This window comes from Bradyrhizobium sp. T-12 (assembly GCF_058314695.1).
This window is the reverse complement of record NZ_CM177756.1, coordinates 3,196,155-3,212,912: the sequence shown is the minus strand read 5'-3', so window position 1 is coordinate 3,212,912 and position 16,758 is coordinate 3,196,155. Positions and strand designations below refer to the sequence as shown.

Genomic DNA, 16,758 nt, shown 5'->3' with positions numbered 1-16,758 from the left:
ATATGCGCCTATCCATTAACACGTTCGACTTTGGCGACGACCGCCTTCGCGCGCAGCTGGGCCAGGATCGCGCTCAAATGCTTGAGATCGTAGACTTCGAGATCGATCGTCGTCTCCGTGAAATCAGGCGAGCGGCGCTGCATGCTGATATTGTCGATGTTGCCGTCGTGCTCGGCGATCACGGTCGCGATCTGCGCCAGCGCGCCGGGCTCGTTGACGTTCTCGACCCTGATGCGGGCCGGGAAGCGCTGCGGCGCGGAGTCCTCGATGTCCCAGCGGACGTCGAGCCAGCGCTCCGGCTCCTCCTCGAAATCCTTCAGGGCCGGCGCCTGGATCGGGTAGATCGTGATGCCCTCGCCCGGCGTGACGATGCCGACGATGCGATCGCCCGGCACGGCGCCGCCGTTCGGCGCGAACTTGATCGGCAAGTCGGAGTTGATGCCGCGGATCGGAATCGCGACCGGGCTGCGCGGGGACTCCGACGACTTCTCCTTGAGCTTGGCGGCAAGCCCCTTCTTGACGCCGTAGCGCGCAATGCGCTCCTCCTTGTAGTCGGGATACATCGCACGTGCGACGTGGGAGGCCTTGATCTCGCCGCGCCCCACGGCCGCCATCACGTCCTCGATCGAGGTCCGCGCCAGCCGCGGCAGCGCGCCCTTGAGCTTGTCGTCGGCATATTCAATCTTGGCGCGCTCGAACAGGCGCTCCACGATGCGGCGGCCGAGACCGGCATATTGATCGCGCACCGCGGTCCGCGTGGCGCGGCGGATCGCGGCACGCGCCTTGCCGGTGACCGCAAGCGTCTCCCAGGCCGAGGGCGGCGCCGATTGCGCTTCCGAAGTCAGCACCTCGACCTCGTCGCCGTTCTGCAGCTCCGAGGACAGCGGCGCGAACTGGCCGTTGATCTTGCAGCCGACCGCGCTGTTGCCGACGTCGGTGTGCACGGCATAGGCGAAGTCGATCACGTTGGCATGGCGCGGCAGCGCGATCAGCTTGCCCTTCGGCGTGAAGCAGAACACCTGGTCGTGGAACAGCTCGAGCTTGGTGTGCTCGAGGAATTCCTCGGGATTGGCGCTCTCCGAGAGGATGCCGATGGTGTGGCGCAGCCAGGCGAACGCATTGGACTCGCGCTTGAGGAATTCGGTCGGCGATCCCACGCCCTCCTTGTAGAAGACGTGCGCGGCGATGCCGCGCTCGGCGATCTGGTCCATCGCCTCGGTCCGGATCTGCAGCTCGACGCGCTGGTTGCCGGGGCCGATCACCGTGGTGTGGATCGAGCGGTAGTCGTTCTGCTTCGGCGTCGAGATGTAGTCCTTGAAACGACCCGGCACGACCGGCCAGGTGGTGTGGACGATGCCCAGCGCGCGATAGCAGGCCTCGATGTCGTTGACGACGAGGCGAAAGCCGAAGATGTCGGACAATTGCTCGAAGCCGACCGACTTGCGCTCCATCTTGGTCCAGATCGAGAATGGCTTCTTGCGGCGGCCGTAGACCCGCGCCCCCAGGCCCCTGTGGCGCAGATTGTTGGAGAGCTGGTCCTCGATCTCGCCGATCAGATTGCGGTTGCGTTCGGCGAGCGCGTCGAGGCGCTGCATCACCACCGAATAGGCTTCGGGATCGAGGGTGCGGAAGGACAGATCCTCCAGCTCCTCGCGCATTTCCTGCATGCCCATGCGCCCGGCCAGCGGCGCGTAGATGTCGAGCGTCTCCTCGGCGATGCGCCGGCGCGATTCCGTCGGCACGAAGTCCAGCGTGCGCATGTTGTGCAGACGATCGGCGAGCTTGACCAGAAGCACGCGGACATCGTCGGCGATGGCCAGCAGCAATTTGCGTAGATTCTCGGCCTGCTTGGCCTCCCGCGAGACCAGCTCCAGCCGCTTCAGCTTGGTCAGGCCCTCGACCAGCGCACCGATCTCCGGCCCGAAGATCTGGTCGATCTCGGCCCGCGTCGCCTCGGTGTCCTCGATCGTGTCGTGCAGCAGCGCGGCCACGATGGTGGCGTCGTCGAGCTTCAGATCGGTGAGAATCGCCGCCACTTCGAGCGGGTGCGAGAAATACGGATCGCCCGAGGCGCGGGTTTGCGAACCATGCGCCTTCATCGCGTAGACATAGGCGCGGTTGAGCAGGTCTTCGTTGGTGTTGGGATTGTAGGACCTGACGCGCTCGACGAGGTCATATTGACGCATCATGCGCGCGCGGGGCTTGGCCGGGCGGGCGACCGGCGCAGTCGGGGCCACGGCAACCGATTCGGTTGCGGCCTGCATCTGCGTGGATCTGCGGCGCCGATATACCATGCCGTCCTGCCTTCAAACGAGCCTGGGCCGGCCCGTTGCATACATCTTAGCTCCGATCGCGCGTGTGTCCGATCAATTCGGTGACAGGACGCATCGCCAACCACAACGCTATGGTAACCACGAAAACGTCAACAAAAGCAAAGGCCCGAACAATGGTTCGGGCCTTCGATAAAATCACAGGACATCGAGGATCACGACGGACGATTTACTCGTCTTCCTCGGGCTGCTCCTCGGGTGGCGCAAGGCCTTCGAGACCCTTCAGGAGCTCCTCTTCGGTCATGCGCTCGACGGCGACTTCGGTATCGTCGGCATCGACGCTCGCACCCGCGGAACCGATCAGCGGCACCGTATCCGGCTCGGGCTCGTCGACCTCGACGAACTTCTGGAGCGAGTGCACCAGCTCCTCGCGGAGGTCTTCCGGCGAAATGGTCGTGTCGGCAATTTCGCGCAAAGACACAACAGGGTTCTTGTCGTTATCGCGGTCAACCGTTAGTTGTGAACCGGACGAAATCATGCGGGCACGGTGGGCGGCCAGCAGGACCAGGTCAAACCGGTTGTCGACCTTGTCGATACAATCTTCTACGGTGACGCGAGCCATGGACTGTCGCTCCGTTGTGGGTGGGACGAAATATGTGGATGATTGGGGCTAGTTATAGGGGCCGGGCCGGTTTCGCAAGGCCAATTTGTGATTTGGCCTCGCCAAACGGCTCTGCTACCCCCACATTGGGGCTGGGATGGGTGGTTTCCCGGGCTGCCATCGAGGGCGGCGCCGGGTGTATGCAAGTCCGCCATAACTATACCTTGATTGCCCCGACTTCTCCGGATTTGCGGTTTCGACGGGTCTGAGCGGCACTCTAGAAATGCGCGGCCTGCTGTCGCCGCGCCAATAATAAAACGATCAATCACGAACACTACGCGAGCAACTGAATGTCACCTTCTCCTACCAACAAGATCGCGCTCTTCATCGATGGGGCCAATCTCTACGCGACAGCCAAGACTCTCGGCTTCGACATCGATTACAAGCGCCTTCTGAAGGAGTTTCAGGGCCGCGGGACGCTGCTCCGGGCGTTCTACTACACCGCCATCATCGAGGATCAGGAATACTCCTCGATCCGCCCGTTGATCGACTGGCTGGACTACAACGGCTACACCGTCGTCACCAAGGCGACGAAGGAATTCATCGACGCCTCCGGCCGCCGCAAGGTCAAGGGCAACATGGATATCGAGCTCGCCGTGGACGCCATGGAGCTCGCCGAGCACATCGACCAGATGGTGCTGTTCTCCGGCGACGGCGACTTCCGCTCCCTGGTCGAGGCCGTGCAGCGCCGCGGCGTACGGGTCACGGTGATCTCCACCATCGCCAGCCAGCCGCCGATGATCGCCGACGAGCTGCGCCGCCAGGCCGACGTCTTCACCGACCTCGTCGAGCTGCAGTCCAAGCTCGGCCGTGATCCGTCCGAACGCCCCGCCCCGCGCGACCGCGGTGAGCGCGAGGCTCGCCACCACGCCCCGCAATTCCTCCAGCGCGCAACCACGATGGCGCCGAGGGGCGATGACGACTTCGAGGAGTGAGGCGGCCCGGCCAGGCCGCCAGCCTCCCACCGTCGTTCCCGACCGTGATTGTCCGCTTTGTCCGCGCCTGGTGGCCTTTCGCGAGGCCAACCGCGCTCGCGAGCCCTTGTGGCACAATGCGCCGGTTGCGCCCTTCGGCGACATCAAGGCGCGCCTTTTGATCGTCGGCCTCGCGCCAGGGATGCAGGGCGCCAACCGCACGGGACGGCCGTTCACCGGCGATTATGCCGGCGACCTGCTCTACGCCACACTGCTCGAATACGGGTTCGCCGAGGGGACCTATCAGGCGCGTCCCGATGACGGCCTGAAGCTGGTCGACTGCCGGATCGCCAACGCCGTGCATTGCGTGCCGCCGCAGAACAAGCCGCTGCCGGTCGAGATCAACACCTGCCGGCAATTTCTGGTCGCCAACCTCGAGGCGATGCCGAAGCTGCGCGCGATCATCGCGCTCGGGCGAATTGCGCACGACAGCGTGCTCAAGCCGCTGAAGCTGAAGGCCTCCCAAGCCCCCTTCGGCCATGGGGCCGTGCATCAGGCCGGCGCCTTCAAGCTCTACGACAGCTATCACTGCTCGCGCTACAACACGAACACCGGCGTGCTGACGCCGGACATGTTCCGGTCGGTGTTCGCGAAGGTGAAGGCAGACCTCGACTAGCGCCTTGGTTCAGGCTTCGGCCGAATGGGCCTTCAGCCAGTCCAGCACGTCGCCGGCGTTCCGGTCGGGCGGAAACACGGGATAGAACACGTGCGTGATTCTGGCGTCGTCGATAACGAGCGCGAGGCGCTTGATCAGCGTCAGCCCCGCGACCTCCATCGTCGGCAGCTTCAGCGCGTGCGTGAGCGCCAGCTTGTCGTCGGACAGCACAGGAAACGGCAGATGCAGCCGTGAGGCCATCTCGGTCTGGTATTCGTTGCTCTGGGTGGAGAGGCCGAACACGTGGGCGGCACCGGCGGCCTTCAGCTCGGCGTACAGATCGCGAAACGCACAGGTCTGCGGCGTGCAACCGCGCGCACCGGGGATCATGTCCCAATCGTCCACCAGCGCGATCTTGCCGGGCTCGCCGGTACGCGGATAGGCGAACACCACAGTCCGGCCGCGCAGTGCCGACAGGGTGACCGAGGTGTCGTTGGTCGCGAGCAGGCTGATTGGAGGCAACACCAAGCCTGTGAGATGCGCGGTCGCGCCGTCATCGACGGGTGGGGGAATCTGGCTCCAATCGACCTCGAGCAGGTTCCGCTGAGTCATCTCGTCAACCCCTCGCCCGCATCAGGCGCCCCTTCTCCCGGCTCCAGTCACGCTTCTTCTCGGTCTCGCGCTTGTCGTGCAGCTTCTTGCCCTTTGCAACTGCCAGCTGCAATTTGGCGCGGCCTCGCTCGTTGAAATAGAGCTTGAGCGGGATCAGCGTCATGCCCTCGCGGTCGACGGCGCCCATCAGCTTGTTGATCTGCCGGCGGTGCAGCAGCAGTTTTCGCGGCCGCTTTGGCTCGTGATTGAAGCGGTTTCCTTGCAGATATTCCGGAATGGTGGCGTTGATCAGCCAGATCTCACCGTCCTTGGAATCGGCGTAGGATTCCGCGATCGTGCTCTTGCCGTTGCGGATGGACTTGACCTCGGTTCCGGTCAGCGCAATCCCCGCCTCGATCGTATCCTCGATCGCGTAGTTGAAGCGGGCCTTGCGATTCTCCGCCATGACCTTGATTGGACGTTCGTTTTTATCGGCCATGAGAGAACAAACCCGGTCGAGATGCGCAGCAAAGCTAACAGTTCGGATGAAGCGCGCGCGTCACTTCTTGAGGAGGTCGCGAATCTCGGTCAGCAGCTCGACCTCGGCCGACGGCTTCGCCGGCGCGGCGGGTGCCGCCTCCTCCTTGCGCTTTAGCGTGTTCATGGCACGGATCACCAGGAACAACACGAAAGCGACGATGATGAAGTTGATCGTGAGCGTCAGGAAGCTGCCGTAAGCAAGGACAGCGCCTTGCTTTTTCGCATCCGCCAAGTTGGTGGCGGTGACCGTCTTCGACAAGGGGACGAAGTAGTTCGAGAAGTCGAGGCCGCCGGTCGCGGCGCCGATGATCGGCATGATGATGTCGCCGACCAGCGATGTGACGATGGCGCCGAAGGCCGCACCGATGATGACGCCGACCGCGAGATCGACGACGTTGCCCTTCATGGCGAATTCGCGGAACTCCGTGAGCATCCGCCTGCCCTTTTCGTCAACGCTCATGGACGGGCTCCCCGATATGCTGGCGCGTCAGTTGATCAGGCCAGCGTGCACCATGGCGCTGCGCACCGCAACGCGTGTCGGCTCGGTGACCGGCACCATCGGCAACCGCAGCGTCTCGTCCAGCTTGCCGAGCAGCGACATCGCGTACTTGATCGGCGCCGGGTTGCTCTCGATGAAGAGGTTGTTGTGCAGCGGCATCAGCTTGTCGTGCAGCTTCAGCGCGGTGGCGTGGTCGCCCCTCGCCCAGGCGGCCTGGAACTCCGAGCACAAGCGCGGCGCGACGTTCGAGGTCACCGAGATGCAGCCGTGGCCGCCATGGGCCATGTAACCGAGGATGGTCGCATCCTCGCCCGAGAGCTGGTTGAAGTCCTCGCCCATCGCCGCGCGCTGCTGCGACACCCGGACCATGCTGGCGGTGGCGTCCTTGACGCCGGCGATGTTCTTCAGCTCCCACAGCCGCTTCATGGTGTCGACCGACATGTCGATCACCGAGCGCGGCGGGATGTTGTAGATGATGATCGGAATTCCGATCGCGTCGTTGATCGCCTTGAAGTGCTGGTACATGCCTTCCTGGGTCGGCTTGTTGTAGTAGGGCGTCACCACCAGCACGGCGTCCGCGCCCGCCTTCTCGGCGTGCTGGGAGAGCTCGATCGCCTCCTTGGTCGAGTTGGAGCCCGCCCCCGCGATCACGGGCACGCGGCCCTTGGCTTCAGCGATGCACCATTCGACGACCTTCTTGTGCTCGTCATGGCTGAGCGTCGGGCTCTCGCCGGTGGTGCCGACCGGGACCAGGCCGTTGGTGCCTTCGGAAATCTGCCAGTTGACCAGCGAGCGGAACGCCGCCTCGTCCAGCGACCCGTTCTTGAACGGCGTGACCAAGGCGGTGAACGACCCCCGGAATTTCGTCTTGGCTGCCATGGACTTCCTCCGTACGCGGCTATCTCTCGAGCAAGCGCCATTCATATCGGGTCTATCCCGCCGGTAAAAGACCCGCTTCCGTGTGACGCACCGTTTAGGCCGCGATTTTGCCGCGGTGGTGGTGCAAATCGGCCCGAGGTAAGCGGCTGTTGGTATTTTGTCCGCATATTCAATCAAATACAGCTAGATCTTGAGCCACTTGACTGATTCGGGGCGATAATACCCGTGACCTCATTCCCTCGTGCCGCTTGGCGGTCCACCGGCCTGGTCGTGTCCCTGATGGCAGGGCTGTCTGTCGGCTGCACTGCCCTCGCCAAGTCAAATGACAAGTCCAATGAGACGCCTGCGGAGGCCGCCAAGCCTGCGGCCACGGATGTCGCGAAGGGTTCGTCCAAGGGAACCAGCAAAGGCCCCGGCAAGGACGTCGCGAAGGATACCGCCAAGGGTGCGAGTATGGGCGCGAGCAAGGGTGCGGCCGCCCCCCCGGCCAAGGACGTTGCGAAGAAACCGGCCAAGGATGCCGGCAAGGACTCTGGCAAGGGCGCTGGCAAGGATACTGGCAAGAGCGCCGGAAAAGACGCCGCGAAAGACAAGCCCAAACCTGCCGCCGCGGCACCTGCGCCGAAATCACACCCGGCCGCCACCGCTGCGCATCCGAAAGCGGCCCCCGCGCCGGCCGTGACGGCCACGGTCAGACCGTCCGCCCCTGCGCCGAAACCCGCCGCAGCTCCCGTGCTGGCTCCTGCGACGCGCCAGCATGCCGCGCCGCGCAAGCCGGTCGTCCCGGCCGCGGTCGCAGCGACATCGTCGACGTCGCAGGGCGACAAGGAGACGCTGGAGAGCGTCATCGAGCTGGTGCGCAAGCGCAAGGCGGGTGACGCCACCAATGCCGCGGCGTCGATCTCGGATCCCGTCGCGCGAAAACTCGCGGAATGGATCATCCTGCGCAGCGAGGACAATGGCGCGACCGTGGAGCGCTACCGCGCCTTCCTCTCCGCCAATCCGAGCTGGCCGTCACAGACCTTCCTGCGCCGGCGCCTCGAAGCGGCGATGTGGGACGACAGGCGCGACGATTCCGTGGCGTGGTCGTGGTTCGAGACCGAGTCTCCGATCTCCGCCAAGGGCCGCTTCACGCTCGCCAAGGCGATGCTGGCGCGCGGCGACCGCGCCAACGCCGAGCGGCTGGTGCGTGAGGCCTGGCGCAGCGATCCGATGTCGGAGGACACCGAGAACAACGCGCTCGACCAGTTTGGTGCCCTGCTGACGCCGGGCGACCAGAAGGCGCGGATGGACACCCTGCTCTACGGCAGCGAGAACGAGGCCGCGATGCGCGCTGCAAAGCGCCTCGGCGCCGGCTACGTCGCGCTCGCCAAGGCCCGCATCGCCGCCGTCAAGAAAGCGCCCAACGCGCGCGCGCTGCTCGACGCGGTGCCGCGCGAGCTGCACAGCGATCCCGGCTTCATCTTCAGCAAGATCCAGCTCCTGCGCCGCGAGGAGAAGTTTGCGGAAGCGGCCCAGCTCATGCTGTCCGCGCCGAAGGATCCGGGCCGGCTCCACAATCTCGACGAATGGTGGATCGAGCGGCGCCTCCTGGCGCGCAAGATGATCGACACCGAGGAATTCCGCAGCGCCTATCTGATCGCGCGCGATGCCGCGCTGCCCTCGCGCGACATCTACAAGACCGAGCAGGAGTTCACCGCCGGGTGGATCGCGCTGCGCTTCCTCAATGATCCCGCGGCGGCCACCCAGCATTTCGCCCGCATCGGCGTCGGCAGCGTCAATCCGACCGCGCTGGCGCGTGCCGGCTACTGGCAGGGCCGCGCCGCGGAAGCGGCCGGACGCCAGCAGGAGGCGCGCAACGCCTATGCTCGGGCCGCCGAACAATCGACCAGCTATTACGGCCAGCTCGCCCGGGCCAAGCTCGGCCTGCCGCAGATCGAGCTCAACAGCCAGCCGCGCGGGCGCGGCGCCGAACGTCTGGAGATCGTGCGCGCTGCGCACCTGCTCTACGAGCTCGACGAGCGCGAACTCGCGGTGCCCCTGCTCGCCGACATGGGCGAGAACGGCGATCCCGAGGCGCTTGCCGGCCTCGGCGAGCTCGCCCAGCGCTACAATGACGCGCGCGGCATGCTGCTGGTCGGCAAGGCCGCGCTCAATCGCGGCCTGCCGTTCGACTTCTACGCGTATCCCGTCAACGGCATTCCGCAATTCACGCCGATCGGCCCCGAGGTCGAGCGCAGCATCGTCTATGCGATCGCGCGGCAGGAAAGCGCATTCAACCCTCGCGTGGTGTCGCCGGCGCAGGCCTACGGGCTGATGCAGGTGACGCCGGATGCCGCGCGCTATGTCTGCAAGCGGCATGGCGCGACCTACGATCTCGGCCGGCTGAAGAACGATTCGGTCTATAACGCCACGCTCGGCTCGGCCGAGCTCGGCGGACTGCTCGAGGATTACCGCGGCTCCTACATCATGACCTTTGCCGCCTACAATGCCGGCCGCGGCAGCGTGAAGAAATGGATCGACCGCTACGGCGATCCTCGCGACCCCAAGGTGGACGCGGTGGATTGGGTCGAGCTGATTCCGTTCTCCGAGACGCGCAACTACGTGCAGCGGATCATGGAGAACCTTCAGGTCTACCGCGCCCGCTTCGGCGGCGGCACGCGCTTGCAGATCGAAGCCGATTTGCGCCGCGGCGCCGGCAGCGTCGAGTAGCGAGCCGCACTCTTCGATTTGCTGCCGCGAGCCTGGGTGGCGCTCGCTGCCCTGGCAGAACCTCAGTCGCCGAACCATACCCAGCGATCGAAGGCGCTCCTTATTGCGGCCTTGCTCGACGCGCTCCCTGAGCGCTGCGCCAGCCGCCGTCAGAGCGGCAAGCTCGCCATAGCCCCGCCTGCGCCAAGATGAAGACGCGGCCGCTGCAAAGGCCAGATCAGGCCGGTGCGGTTTGCAATGCCCCCCGTTCTCTCATCGGCTCAGCGCTCCCTCTTTCGGCGGCGAGGCGTTGGCACGGTCCGGCTGGCCAACGGCCGTTCTCCCTTGCGCGCCTCGGTCGGGAACATGCGTGGAGATCCCCTCTCCCGCAACGACTTCCGTCAGACCGCACCGACGCCCGATCAACGGAGAACGACACACCAACCTGGCCCATTGCGCGAAGTGCGAGATCAAAGGCCGCGGCAAAGAAAAACCCCGGCGGTTTCCCGCCGGGGTTCTCTGTCAGGTCGTTAGACCGAACTTACCAGTTGCGCTGAGCGCGGAGGAGCAGGGTGATGGTGTCCTGATCCTTCAGCTCGTACACAGCGGCCGGCTTGGCCGTCGTGCCGGCACCAGCGTAACCAACCGTACCGGAGTACTTCTGGTCGAGGTGGGTCCAGTTCAGGTCAGCCGAGAACGTGAGGTTCTTGACCGGGGTCCAGCGGGTGATCACACCGACCTGCGCCACAGCGAAGTCAGGGTTACAACCGGTGACACCGGCGAGGCCACCGAACACGCCGCCTGCACCGCCAGCGCCGCAAAGCGTGGTCTTGGCGAGCGAGCCGAACTGCGCCTGAGCGTAGGCACCGTACAGCGCGGTGTTCCAGTAGGGATCCCAGTTGTGGGTGTAGGCACCACGGAAGCCCCAGGTCTTCACAGTCTCCTGCGAGGAGCCGGTGACGAACACGGTGTCCGGAGCGATGGCGAAGCCGACGCTCTGGTAGGCAACGCCCGAGTTGCCGAACATCGAGTAGCTGCCGCCCGCCAGGTTCTGGAAGTTGTAGCGGGACGCGCCGTCGGTGTAGACGCCCGAAATGTTGATCACGTCACCCGCACCAGTCGGGATGTTCTTGATCGACAGAGCGAGCTGAACTGCCCAGCCCCACTTGTCATCGGGGTGACCGGTGACTTCGTTGGCGCCGTAGTAGGCAACGTGGTTGTCATGCGCAGCGACCGACGCCTGGAAGAGACCCCAAGCCTGGTCGACACGGACCATACCGACGAGGTTCGGCGAACGCGAGCCGCCGATGGCGTTGGAGCCATAGGAGCCGCCGATCATGCCAGCCGCCGAAGCGCCGGTCATGTTCAGGTTGCCGGCCTGATAGTAGGCCGTCGCGTCTTCAGCCGAGAACGAAGCCGTCACGCCCTGACCGAAGTCAGCGGTGTAGGTGAACTGGTTGACACCAGTGACCGTGCCGGAACCGCCGACGAGGCTGTCGAAGTTGTTGCCGGGATAGTTGGTCCAGGGCGCGTCGAACTGCGACACGGCCTTACCCATGGTGAAGCCGGCGAACTGGATGAAGGCATAGTACACGCCGAGCGAACCGCCCGAGGTGTTGCCGTCGGTGCCGTTGATCGACGACCCAACGAGCGCCGGGGTGGCGCCGGAGGTGTTGAGCGCCAGCGTGCCGCTGTAGGCGGTGGCACCGGTCGCGCTGCCCGTGCCGGCGTAGTTGCCGGTGGTCCAGGAGAACACGCCGTCGAAGAAGGTACGGACGACGCCGTACTCGGTCGCGGTGCGCGTGTCGATGTTGAGATCTTCACGAGCGCGCATGGTGTAGTAGTTCGTCAGACGGTTGCGCGCGCCGTTGTTCGACGTCAGCTGACCGCTGAAGCTCGAGTTGGTGTTCAGCGCGACTTCAGCGCGCAGATAACCACCCAGCTTGATGCAGGTGTCGGTGCCCGGGATGTAGTAGAAACCCGCGCCGTACAGCGAGCAGATCTTCACGTATTCGACCGCCTTGGCCTTCACGGGGAGATCGGCTGCCTGCGCTCCGCCCACGGCGATCAGACCCGCCGCTGAGCCGAGCAAAAGGCTCTTAACCAACTTCATGTTAAACCTCCAAGTTGCTCTTCAGGGAAGGTCACTGACCGGACGGCCAATTCCCCAACCCCCTCTAAATCACCGCCTTGGCCCCCTTCGCGCCTTCGGACACACCCGCATGAACGCGAGGGACTTAAGCGAATGACCTAAACGGGACGACCTCGGGATGCCCCCCTCCGTCGCTCAGTCACAATTACCGAACGTCCTTGCACACACAACAAGAGAACGCTTCGAAACGGGCCCACGAAGCTTGTTTTCCGACGGGTGTTGCACAAATAACACGCAGATGTGATCGCAGCGCCCTCGCAACATATTGTTTTTGCTTTGATTTTTGAAACGGTTCCATTCGCCGCCAAAACTCCTCACCTGAGGCAACGGAGGCCAGGCACCGCGCTGTCGCGGCTCTGGCCGAACTCGAATCGCAGAATCGGACCGAGACTCACGGCTGAGACTCAAAGGCGAAACACGAGCCGGGGCGACTGGTCATCCGCTCGCGACGCTCACAGCAATCCGAGGGCACCCGAGCCGCGGCGCCTCTATATGCGGCGGCTCTATATATGTGTGGCTCGCTGGGGATGGCGCAGCGATATCGGGATCAGGGCCAGCTCGGGTCAGCGACGACCAAGGGATTCGGCACTCGACAGGCCCTCCCTGCCCCCGGCTCCAATTGCTTTAATCAATTCAATATCTTACGCGCGCACGCCATTCTGATCGGCGGAATCGTCTTTCGGAATGCGGCCGAGGCGCCAGCTCTGCACCTATTCTCGCAACGTGACGCTGCCGCCCAGGGGCGCAAACCCGTCTTGTTTCGAAATTCGCTGGGAATATTCGAGCGAAAACACACGCTTCCAAATTGACCGGCCCAAGCAATTAGATGCATAAGGCTCGCACCGGAGAGGTGGCCGAGTGGCTGAAGGCAACGCTTTGCTAAAGCGTCATACGGTCTCAAGCTGTATCGAGGGTTCGAATCCCTCCCTCTCCGCCACCCAGCGGCAGAATCGATCAGGATCTGGGCGTTCTTTCACCTGAAAGCGATTGCGAGGCCGAAGCGAAAGCCTGGCGCAGGAATCACCGCGCAAGAATCACCCGCGAGAATCGGCGCGGCTGCGCGCAGAGTCGATTCGCCTGACCTCATATGTGTGAGTCCGAATCTAGCGGTGGAACCGCCAGATCCGCCAATGCGAGGGCGAGATCAGCACGGCCTCGTCGGCCCAGACGTTGAACCAGACGCCGGACCTGCGCCGGCACGGAAACGACCAGGGCAGAATTCCCGTCTTGTGCAGGCGGCCGAGTTCCAGCTCGCACTCATCGGGAGCGATCTGAATCGGCAGCCATCGTCCATTGGTGTCGGGGTCGTTCATGCCGCCCGGGTCTTATGTGGCGGCACGACGGAAAAACTTGATTCAACGCAACCAGGCCCACCCGTGCGAACACGGGTGTGGATGCGATTTTGGATTCAGTGGGTGGAAACCCACGCCCTCGCCTCGCGCTGTGCGACCGAGATCTCGGCTTCCGACATCTGCCCGGCAACCTCCTGGCGCAGCGCTACGGCGTCCTTGCGGCCCTTCAGCGCGGCGAGGTTGAACCATTTATGCGCGGCGACGAGATCGACGAGGCCGGAGCGGCCGCTCGCCCAATAGATGCCGCGCTCGAACAGCAGGTCCGACAGCGTGCTCGTGTCGATCGGCGTTGCCGTCTCCAGATCGAAAGTACCCTGAAACATAACGCATCCCCTTTGTTCTTATGCCGCCTCGTTCCCCCGAGCGCGGCTCCCGTCCAACTCTGATGTGCATGACCCTTCCCGGGATCTTGCACTGTTCAACTCATCCCCAAGTCTGGTTGTCCAAATCTTGTTGCCGTTTGCCGGCTTGTTGGAGGCGATGATGGCGGGCAAATTTGAATGGCAGTTTAAGTATCGCGATGAAGCAGACGTAAACGCGCCCGCGCGGCACCGACGCGGGGATTTCAAGAAATCCCTGATTTGCAAGCACTTCTGCGATTCGTCAGATTCTGTTTACCGCAGGATTTTGGGACATCGATAACCATCGCGCGCTGTCGTGCGCGTGATGTGGGCGTCCATCCTCGCTGTCGTCACCGGCGACGCAGGCCCACCAAGGCTTCGCCGCGGTCTTGGGACGCCGACGCTTCAGCGAAGGCGGCGGCCGGGTATTCCAGAGACAGCAATGTCCCAGGAGAGAGTGCGGCGGACCGGATCTGGTCGGAGCCGGGCGACGATACAGGCCTTGGAGGAGAAGCGGCACGCAAGCAGCGCGCGATCGATCGGCGGCCCGCGCCTGCCTCAAGGCGGCGCAGCCATGCACAGCGCGATCGCGCCGTGGTCAGATCAGCAATATCTGGGAAAGGATTGCCGGCAATACCCCGGCCTCAAGAGAACGAGGGCGTCGGCGAACACGTCAGGACCAGATTCCACGATGGCCCGAAGGCCGCTTGTGAAATTGCGGAGCTCCTTGCGGAGAGCCGCACCGAACGAAGAAAACTCGTTTCTTCTGCCGGACCGCAACGAGAACGGTCCGACCGTTGACCTGATGTCTCGCCGACACCCTCTATCGTCGATCAGATCCTCCAGGAGGCGCTGATGACGTGCCGGCTGCTAGAGCCGGCAAATTCAGAAGTCGAAGTTACTTCTTCTTCTTGGCGACCTTGCGGGTCTTCTTCGCAGTCTTCTTCACTGCGCTCTTCGCCTTCTTCGCCTTCTTCGCTTTCTTGGCCATGTTGCCCTCCGATGTGTGAGATGGCTTTAATCGCTGCGTGCAGTCGGGGATCGAATGCACTCATCCCGAATACACCAACACGACGAAAAAAACAGCGTCTCGCTTAAAGAAGTGTTGACGACGCAACGCGCGTGCGCTTGGCGAGCGCGATGCAAGCGCACTGCACGACGCGCGCGATCGACTGCAGAGAGTGCTCGCAACATCGATGTTCGCGGCATATGCGATTGCAGAAAAACACTATGCAGCAAGTATTTTTCTGTAGGCGCGCATCGCGCACGATCATCGCGACGACATGCATCGCCAATCGCGCGACCACCTCGCGAAGGCGCTTCGCGGACTCTGAGTCGCGACTTTTGGCAACGAAAATATTTTCATGATTAACGGCGCGAGCGCCCGTCGAAGCGCGTGCGAGGCGCCGTTTTGCGCGAATCGCGTGACGGCGATTCGGTCGTCACATCGCAGCTGATCGGGATGAAGTTTGCCGCCGAGGATGCGCGCGAGCATCGCATCGAGAGCGGAAGCGAGGTGACGAAGCGCGTCCGTCACCTCGCTCGCGCGCGTGAGATCAGACGCCGAGCTTGGACTTGAGCAGGTCGTTGACGCTTTGCGGGTTGGCTTTGCCGCCCGAAGCTTTCATCACCTGGCCGACGAACCAGCCGAGCGACTGCGGCTTGTCCTTGACCTGCGCGGCCTTGTCGGGATTGGCCGCGATGATGTCGTCGACAACCTTTTCGATCGCCGAAAGGTCCGTGACCTGCTTCATGCCGCGACTTTCGACCAGCGCGCGGGGATCGCCGCCTTCCTGCCAGACGATCTCGAACAGATCCTTGGCGATCTTTCCGGAGATCGTGCCCTCGCCGATCAGGTCGACGATCGCAGCCAGTTGCTCGGCGCTCACCGGAGAGCCCGTAATATCCCGGCCTTCCTTGTTGAGACGGCCGAACAGCTCGTTGATCACCCAGTTCGCCGCCATCTTGCCGTCGCGCGCGCGGTTGCCGAGCCTGTCCAGCACGGTCTCGTAGAACACCGCGCTCTCACGCTCGGCGACCAGCACGCTCGCATCATAGGCCGACAGGCCGAGATCGGCGACGAAGCGCGTCTTCTTCTGGTCCGGCAGCTCGGGCAGCTCGGCCTTCAGCTCATCGACATAGCTTTGCGAGAACTCCAGCGGCAACAGATCGGGATCGGGGAAGTAGCGGTAGTCATGCGCCTCTTCCTTCGACCGCATCGAGCGCGTCTCGCCCTTGTTGGGGTCGAACCGGCGCGTCTCCTGCTCGATCTGCCCACCATCCTCCAGGATCTCGATCTGGCGGCGCGCTTCATACTCGATCGCCTGGCCGATGAAGGTGATCGAGTTCATGTTTTTGATCTCGCAGCGGGTGCCGAGCGGCGCGCCGGGCTTGCGCACGGACACATTGACGTCGGCGCGCAAGGATCCCTTCTCCATGTCGCCGTCGCAGGTGCCGAGGTAGCGCATGATCGAGCGCAGCTTGGTCACATAGGCCTTGGCCTGCTCGGCGTCGCGGATGTCCGGTTTCGAGACAATCTCCATCAGCGCCACGCCGCAACGGTTGAAATCGATGTAGGAGAGCGACGGCGACCGGTCGTGCAGCATCTTGCCGGGATCCTGCTCCAGATGCAGCCGCTCGATACCGATGGTGGTGGTCTTGCCGCCGTCGAGATCGACGATCACCTCGCCCGCACCCACGATCGGCGAGGCGTACTGGCTGATCTGGTAGCCCTGCGGCAGGTCGGGATAGAAATAGTTCTTTCGGTCGAACACCGAACGCAGATTGATCTTCGCGTTGAGGCCGAGCCCGCTCCGGACAGCCTGTCTGACACATTCCTCGTTGATGACGGGCAGCATGCCCGGCATCGCGACATCCACCAGCGACACCTGGCTATTCGGCTCTCCGCCGAACGCGGTCGACGCGCCCGAGAACAATTTTGCGTTCGAGGTCACCTGGGCGTGGATCTCGATGCCGATGACCATCTCCCAGTCGCCGGTTGCGCCTTTGAGAAGTTTGTGGGGTGCGGCAGGTGCGCTCATGAGCTTCGATGTCCGGATAAGGTCATATCTGGGATAGCTGGGCTTCGCGCAACGGATGGTGCCAGTCAAGCTGGAGAACGTGGCGCGTCGATGATGGAATGGCCAGCGCGGCACCTGCTCCCCGTCCGGGCTTGCGACCGCCCACGCAGACATTGACGCGAGGTCCCGGTGC

The 16,758-nt window shown here is 63.7% G+C and carries 13 protein-coding genes and 1 tRNA gene; 4 read left to right on the top strand and 10 right to left on the bottom strand.

Features of this window, described 5'->3' with window-relative positions; translation table 11 throughout:
• Window positions 1-8 precede the first annotated feature (8 nt).
• Both AC0WRY_RS15050 and rpoZ read right to left on the bottom strand, forming a co-directional pair.
• A complete protein-coding gene (locus AC0WRY_RS15050) occupies window positions 9-2,294 on the bottom strand; it encodes a RelA/SpoT family protein (protein ID WP_211416711.1) in 2,286 nt (761 codons plus the stop codon).
• Window positions 2,295-2,499: 205 nt separating this feature from the next.
• Complete coding sequence (rpoZ, locus tag AC0WRY_RS15045) at window positions 2,500-2,892, bottom strand: DNA-directed RNA polymerase subunit omega (RefSeq protein WP_008133017.1); 393 nt, start codon at window positions 2,890-2,892, stop codon at window positions 2,500-2,502.
• A gap of 329 nt (window positions 2,893-3,221) precedes the next feature.
• On the opposite strand from rpoZ, the gene AC0WRY_RS15040 reads away from it, so the two are divergent.
• On the top strand, window positions 3,222-3,866 hold the full coding sequence (locus AC0WRY_RS15040; RefSeq protein ID WP_028135957.1) for a LabA-like NYN domain-containing protein: 645 nt from the start codon (window positions 3,222-3,224) through the stop codon (window positions 3,864-3,866).
• Window positions 3,847-4,521 (top strand): uracil-DNA glycosylase, encoded by a 675-nt coding sequence (locus AC0WRY_RS15035; protein WP_211416710.1) that lies wholly within the window; start codon window positions 3,847-3,849, stop codon window positions 4,519-4,521. The genes AC0WRY_RS15040 and AC0WRY_RS15035 overlap by 20 nt, the downstream gene beginning before the upstream one ends.
• A 9-nt stretch (window positions 4,522-4,530) precedes the next feature.
• Here AC0WRY_RS15035 and AC0WRY_RS15030 read toward each other — a convergent pair whose 3' ends face one another.
• Genes AC0WRY_RS15030 through dapA form a run of 4 tightly spaced genes read right to left on the bottom strand, consistent with a single transcriptional unit; the run spans window position 4,531 to window position 7,009 of the window.
• Complete coding sequence (locus AC0WRY_RS15030) at window positions 4,531-5,112, bottom strand: peroxiredoxin (RefSeq protein WP_194407715.1); 582 nt, start codon at window positions 5,110-5,112, stop codon at window positions 4,531-4,533.
• Window positions 5,113-5,116: 4 nt separating this feature from the next.
• Window positions 5,117-5,590 (bottom strand): SsrA-binding protein SmpB, encoded by a 474-nt coding sequence (gene smpB / locus AC0WRY_RS15025; RefSeq protein ID WP_027530006.1) that lies wholly within the window; start codon window positions 5,588-5,590, stop codon window positions 5,117-5,119.
• A 60-nt stretch (window positions 5,591-5,650) separates the two neighbouring features.
• Window positions 5,651-6,064: a large conductance mechanosensitive channel protein MscL gene (gene mscL / locus AC0WRY_RS15020; protein ID WP_194408270.1), complete on the bottom strand. Its 414-nt coding sequence runs from the start codon at window positions 6,062-6,064 to the stop codon at window positions 5,651-5,653.
• A 54-nt stretch (window positions 6,065-6,118) separates the two neighbouring features.
• Complete coding sequence (gene dapA, locus AC0WRY_RS15015; RefSeq protein WP_194407714.1) at window positions 6,119-7,009, bottom strand: 4-hydroxy-tetrahydrodipicolinate synthase; 891 nt, start codon at window positions 7,007-7,009, stop codon at window positions 6,119-6,121.
• 279 nt (window positions 7,010-7,288) lie between these two features.
• On the opposite strand from dapA, the gene AC0WRY_RS15010 reads away from it, so the two are divergent.
• On the top strand, window positions 7,289-9,721 hold the full coding sequence (locus tag AC0WRY_RS15010) for a lytic transglycosylase domain-containing protein (RefSeq protein ID WP_491123304.1): 2,433 nt from the start codon (window positions 7,289-7,291) through the stop codon (window positions 9,719-9,721).
• A gap of 520 nt (window positions 9,722-10,241) precedes the next feature.
• Here AC0WRY_RS15010 and AC0WRY_RS15005 read toward each other — a convergent pair.
• A complete protein-coding gene (locus AC0WRY_RS15005) occupies window positions 10,242-11,813 on the bottom strand; it encodes a porin (protein WP_491123303.1) in 1,572 nt (523 codons plus the stop codon).
• A gap of 883 nt (window positions 11,814-12,696) precedes the next feature.
• Here AC0WRY_RS15005 and AC0WRY_RS15000 point away from each other — a divergent pair.
• Window positions 12,697-12,789 (top strand) — tRNA-Ser (locus tag AC0WRY_RS15000).
• A 166-nt stretch (window positions 12,790-12,955) separates the two neighbouring features.
• On the opposite strand, the gene AC0WRY_RS14995 is transcribed toward AC0WRY_RS15000, so the two are convergent.
• The 3 genes from AC0WRY_RS14995 to gatB form a co-directional block, all read right to left on the bottom strand.
• Window positions 12,956-13,165, bottom strand: a complete 210-nt coding sequence (locus AC0WRY_RS14995; RefSeq protein ID WP_194407711.1) for a hypothetical protein — start codon at window positions 13,163-13,165, stop codon at window positions 12,956-12,958.
• 95 nt (window positions 13,166-13,260) lie between these two features.
• On the bottom strand, window positions 13,261-13,527 hold the full coding sequence (locus tag AC0WRY_RS14990) for a hypothetical protein (RefSeq protein WP_194407710.1): 267 nt from the start codon (window positions 13,525-13,527) through the stop codon (window positions 13,261-13,263).
• Between the two features lie 1,574 nt (window positions 13,528-15,101).
• Window positions 15,102-16,586 carry an Asp-tRNA(Asn)/Glu-tRNA(Gln) amidotransferase subunit GatB gene (gene gatB, locus AC0WRY_RS14985; protein WP_491123302.1) on the bottom strand — a complete coding sequence of 495 codons (1,485 nt, stop codon included), beginning with the start codon at window positions 16,584-16,586 and terminating at the stop codon, window positions 15,102-15,104.
• Window positions 16,587-16,758 lie beyond the last annotated feature (172 nt).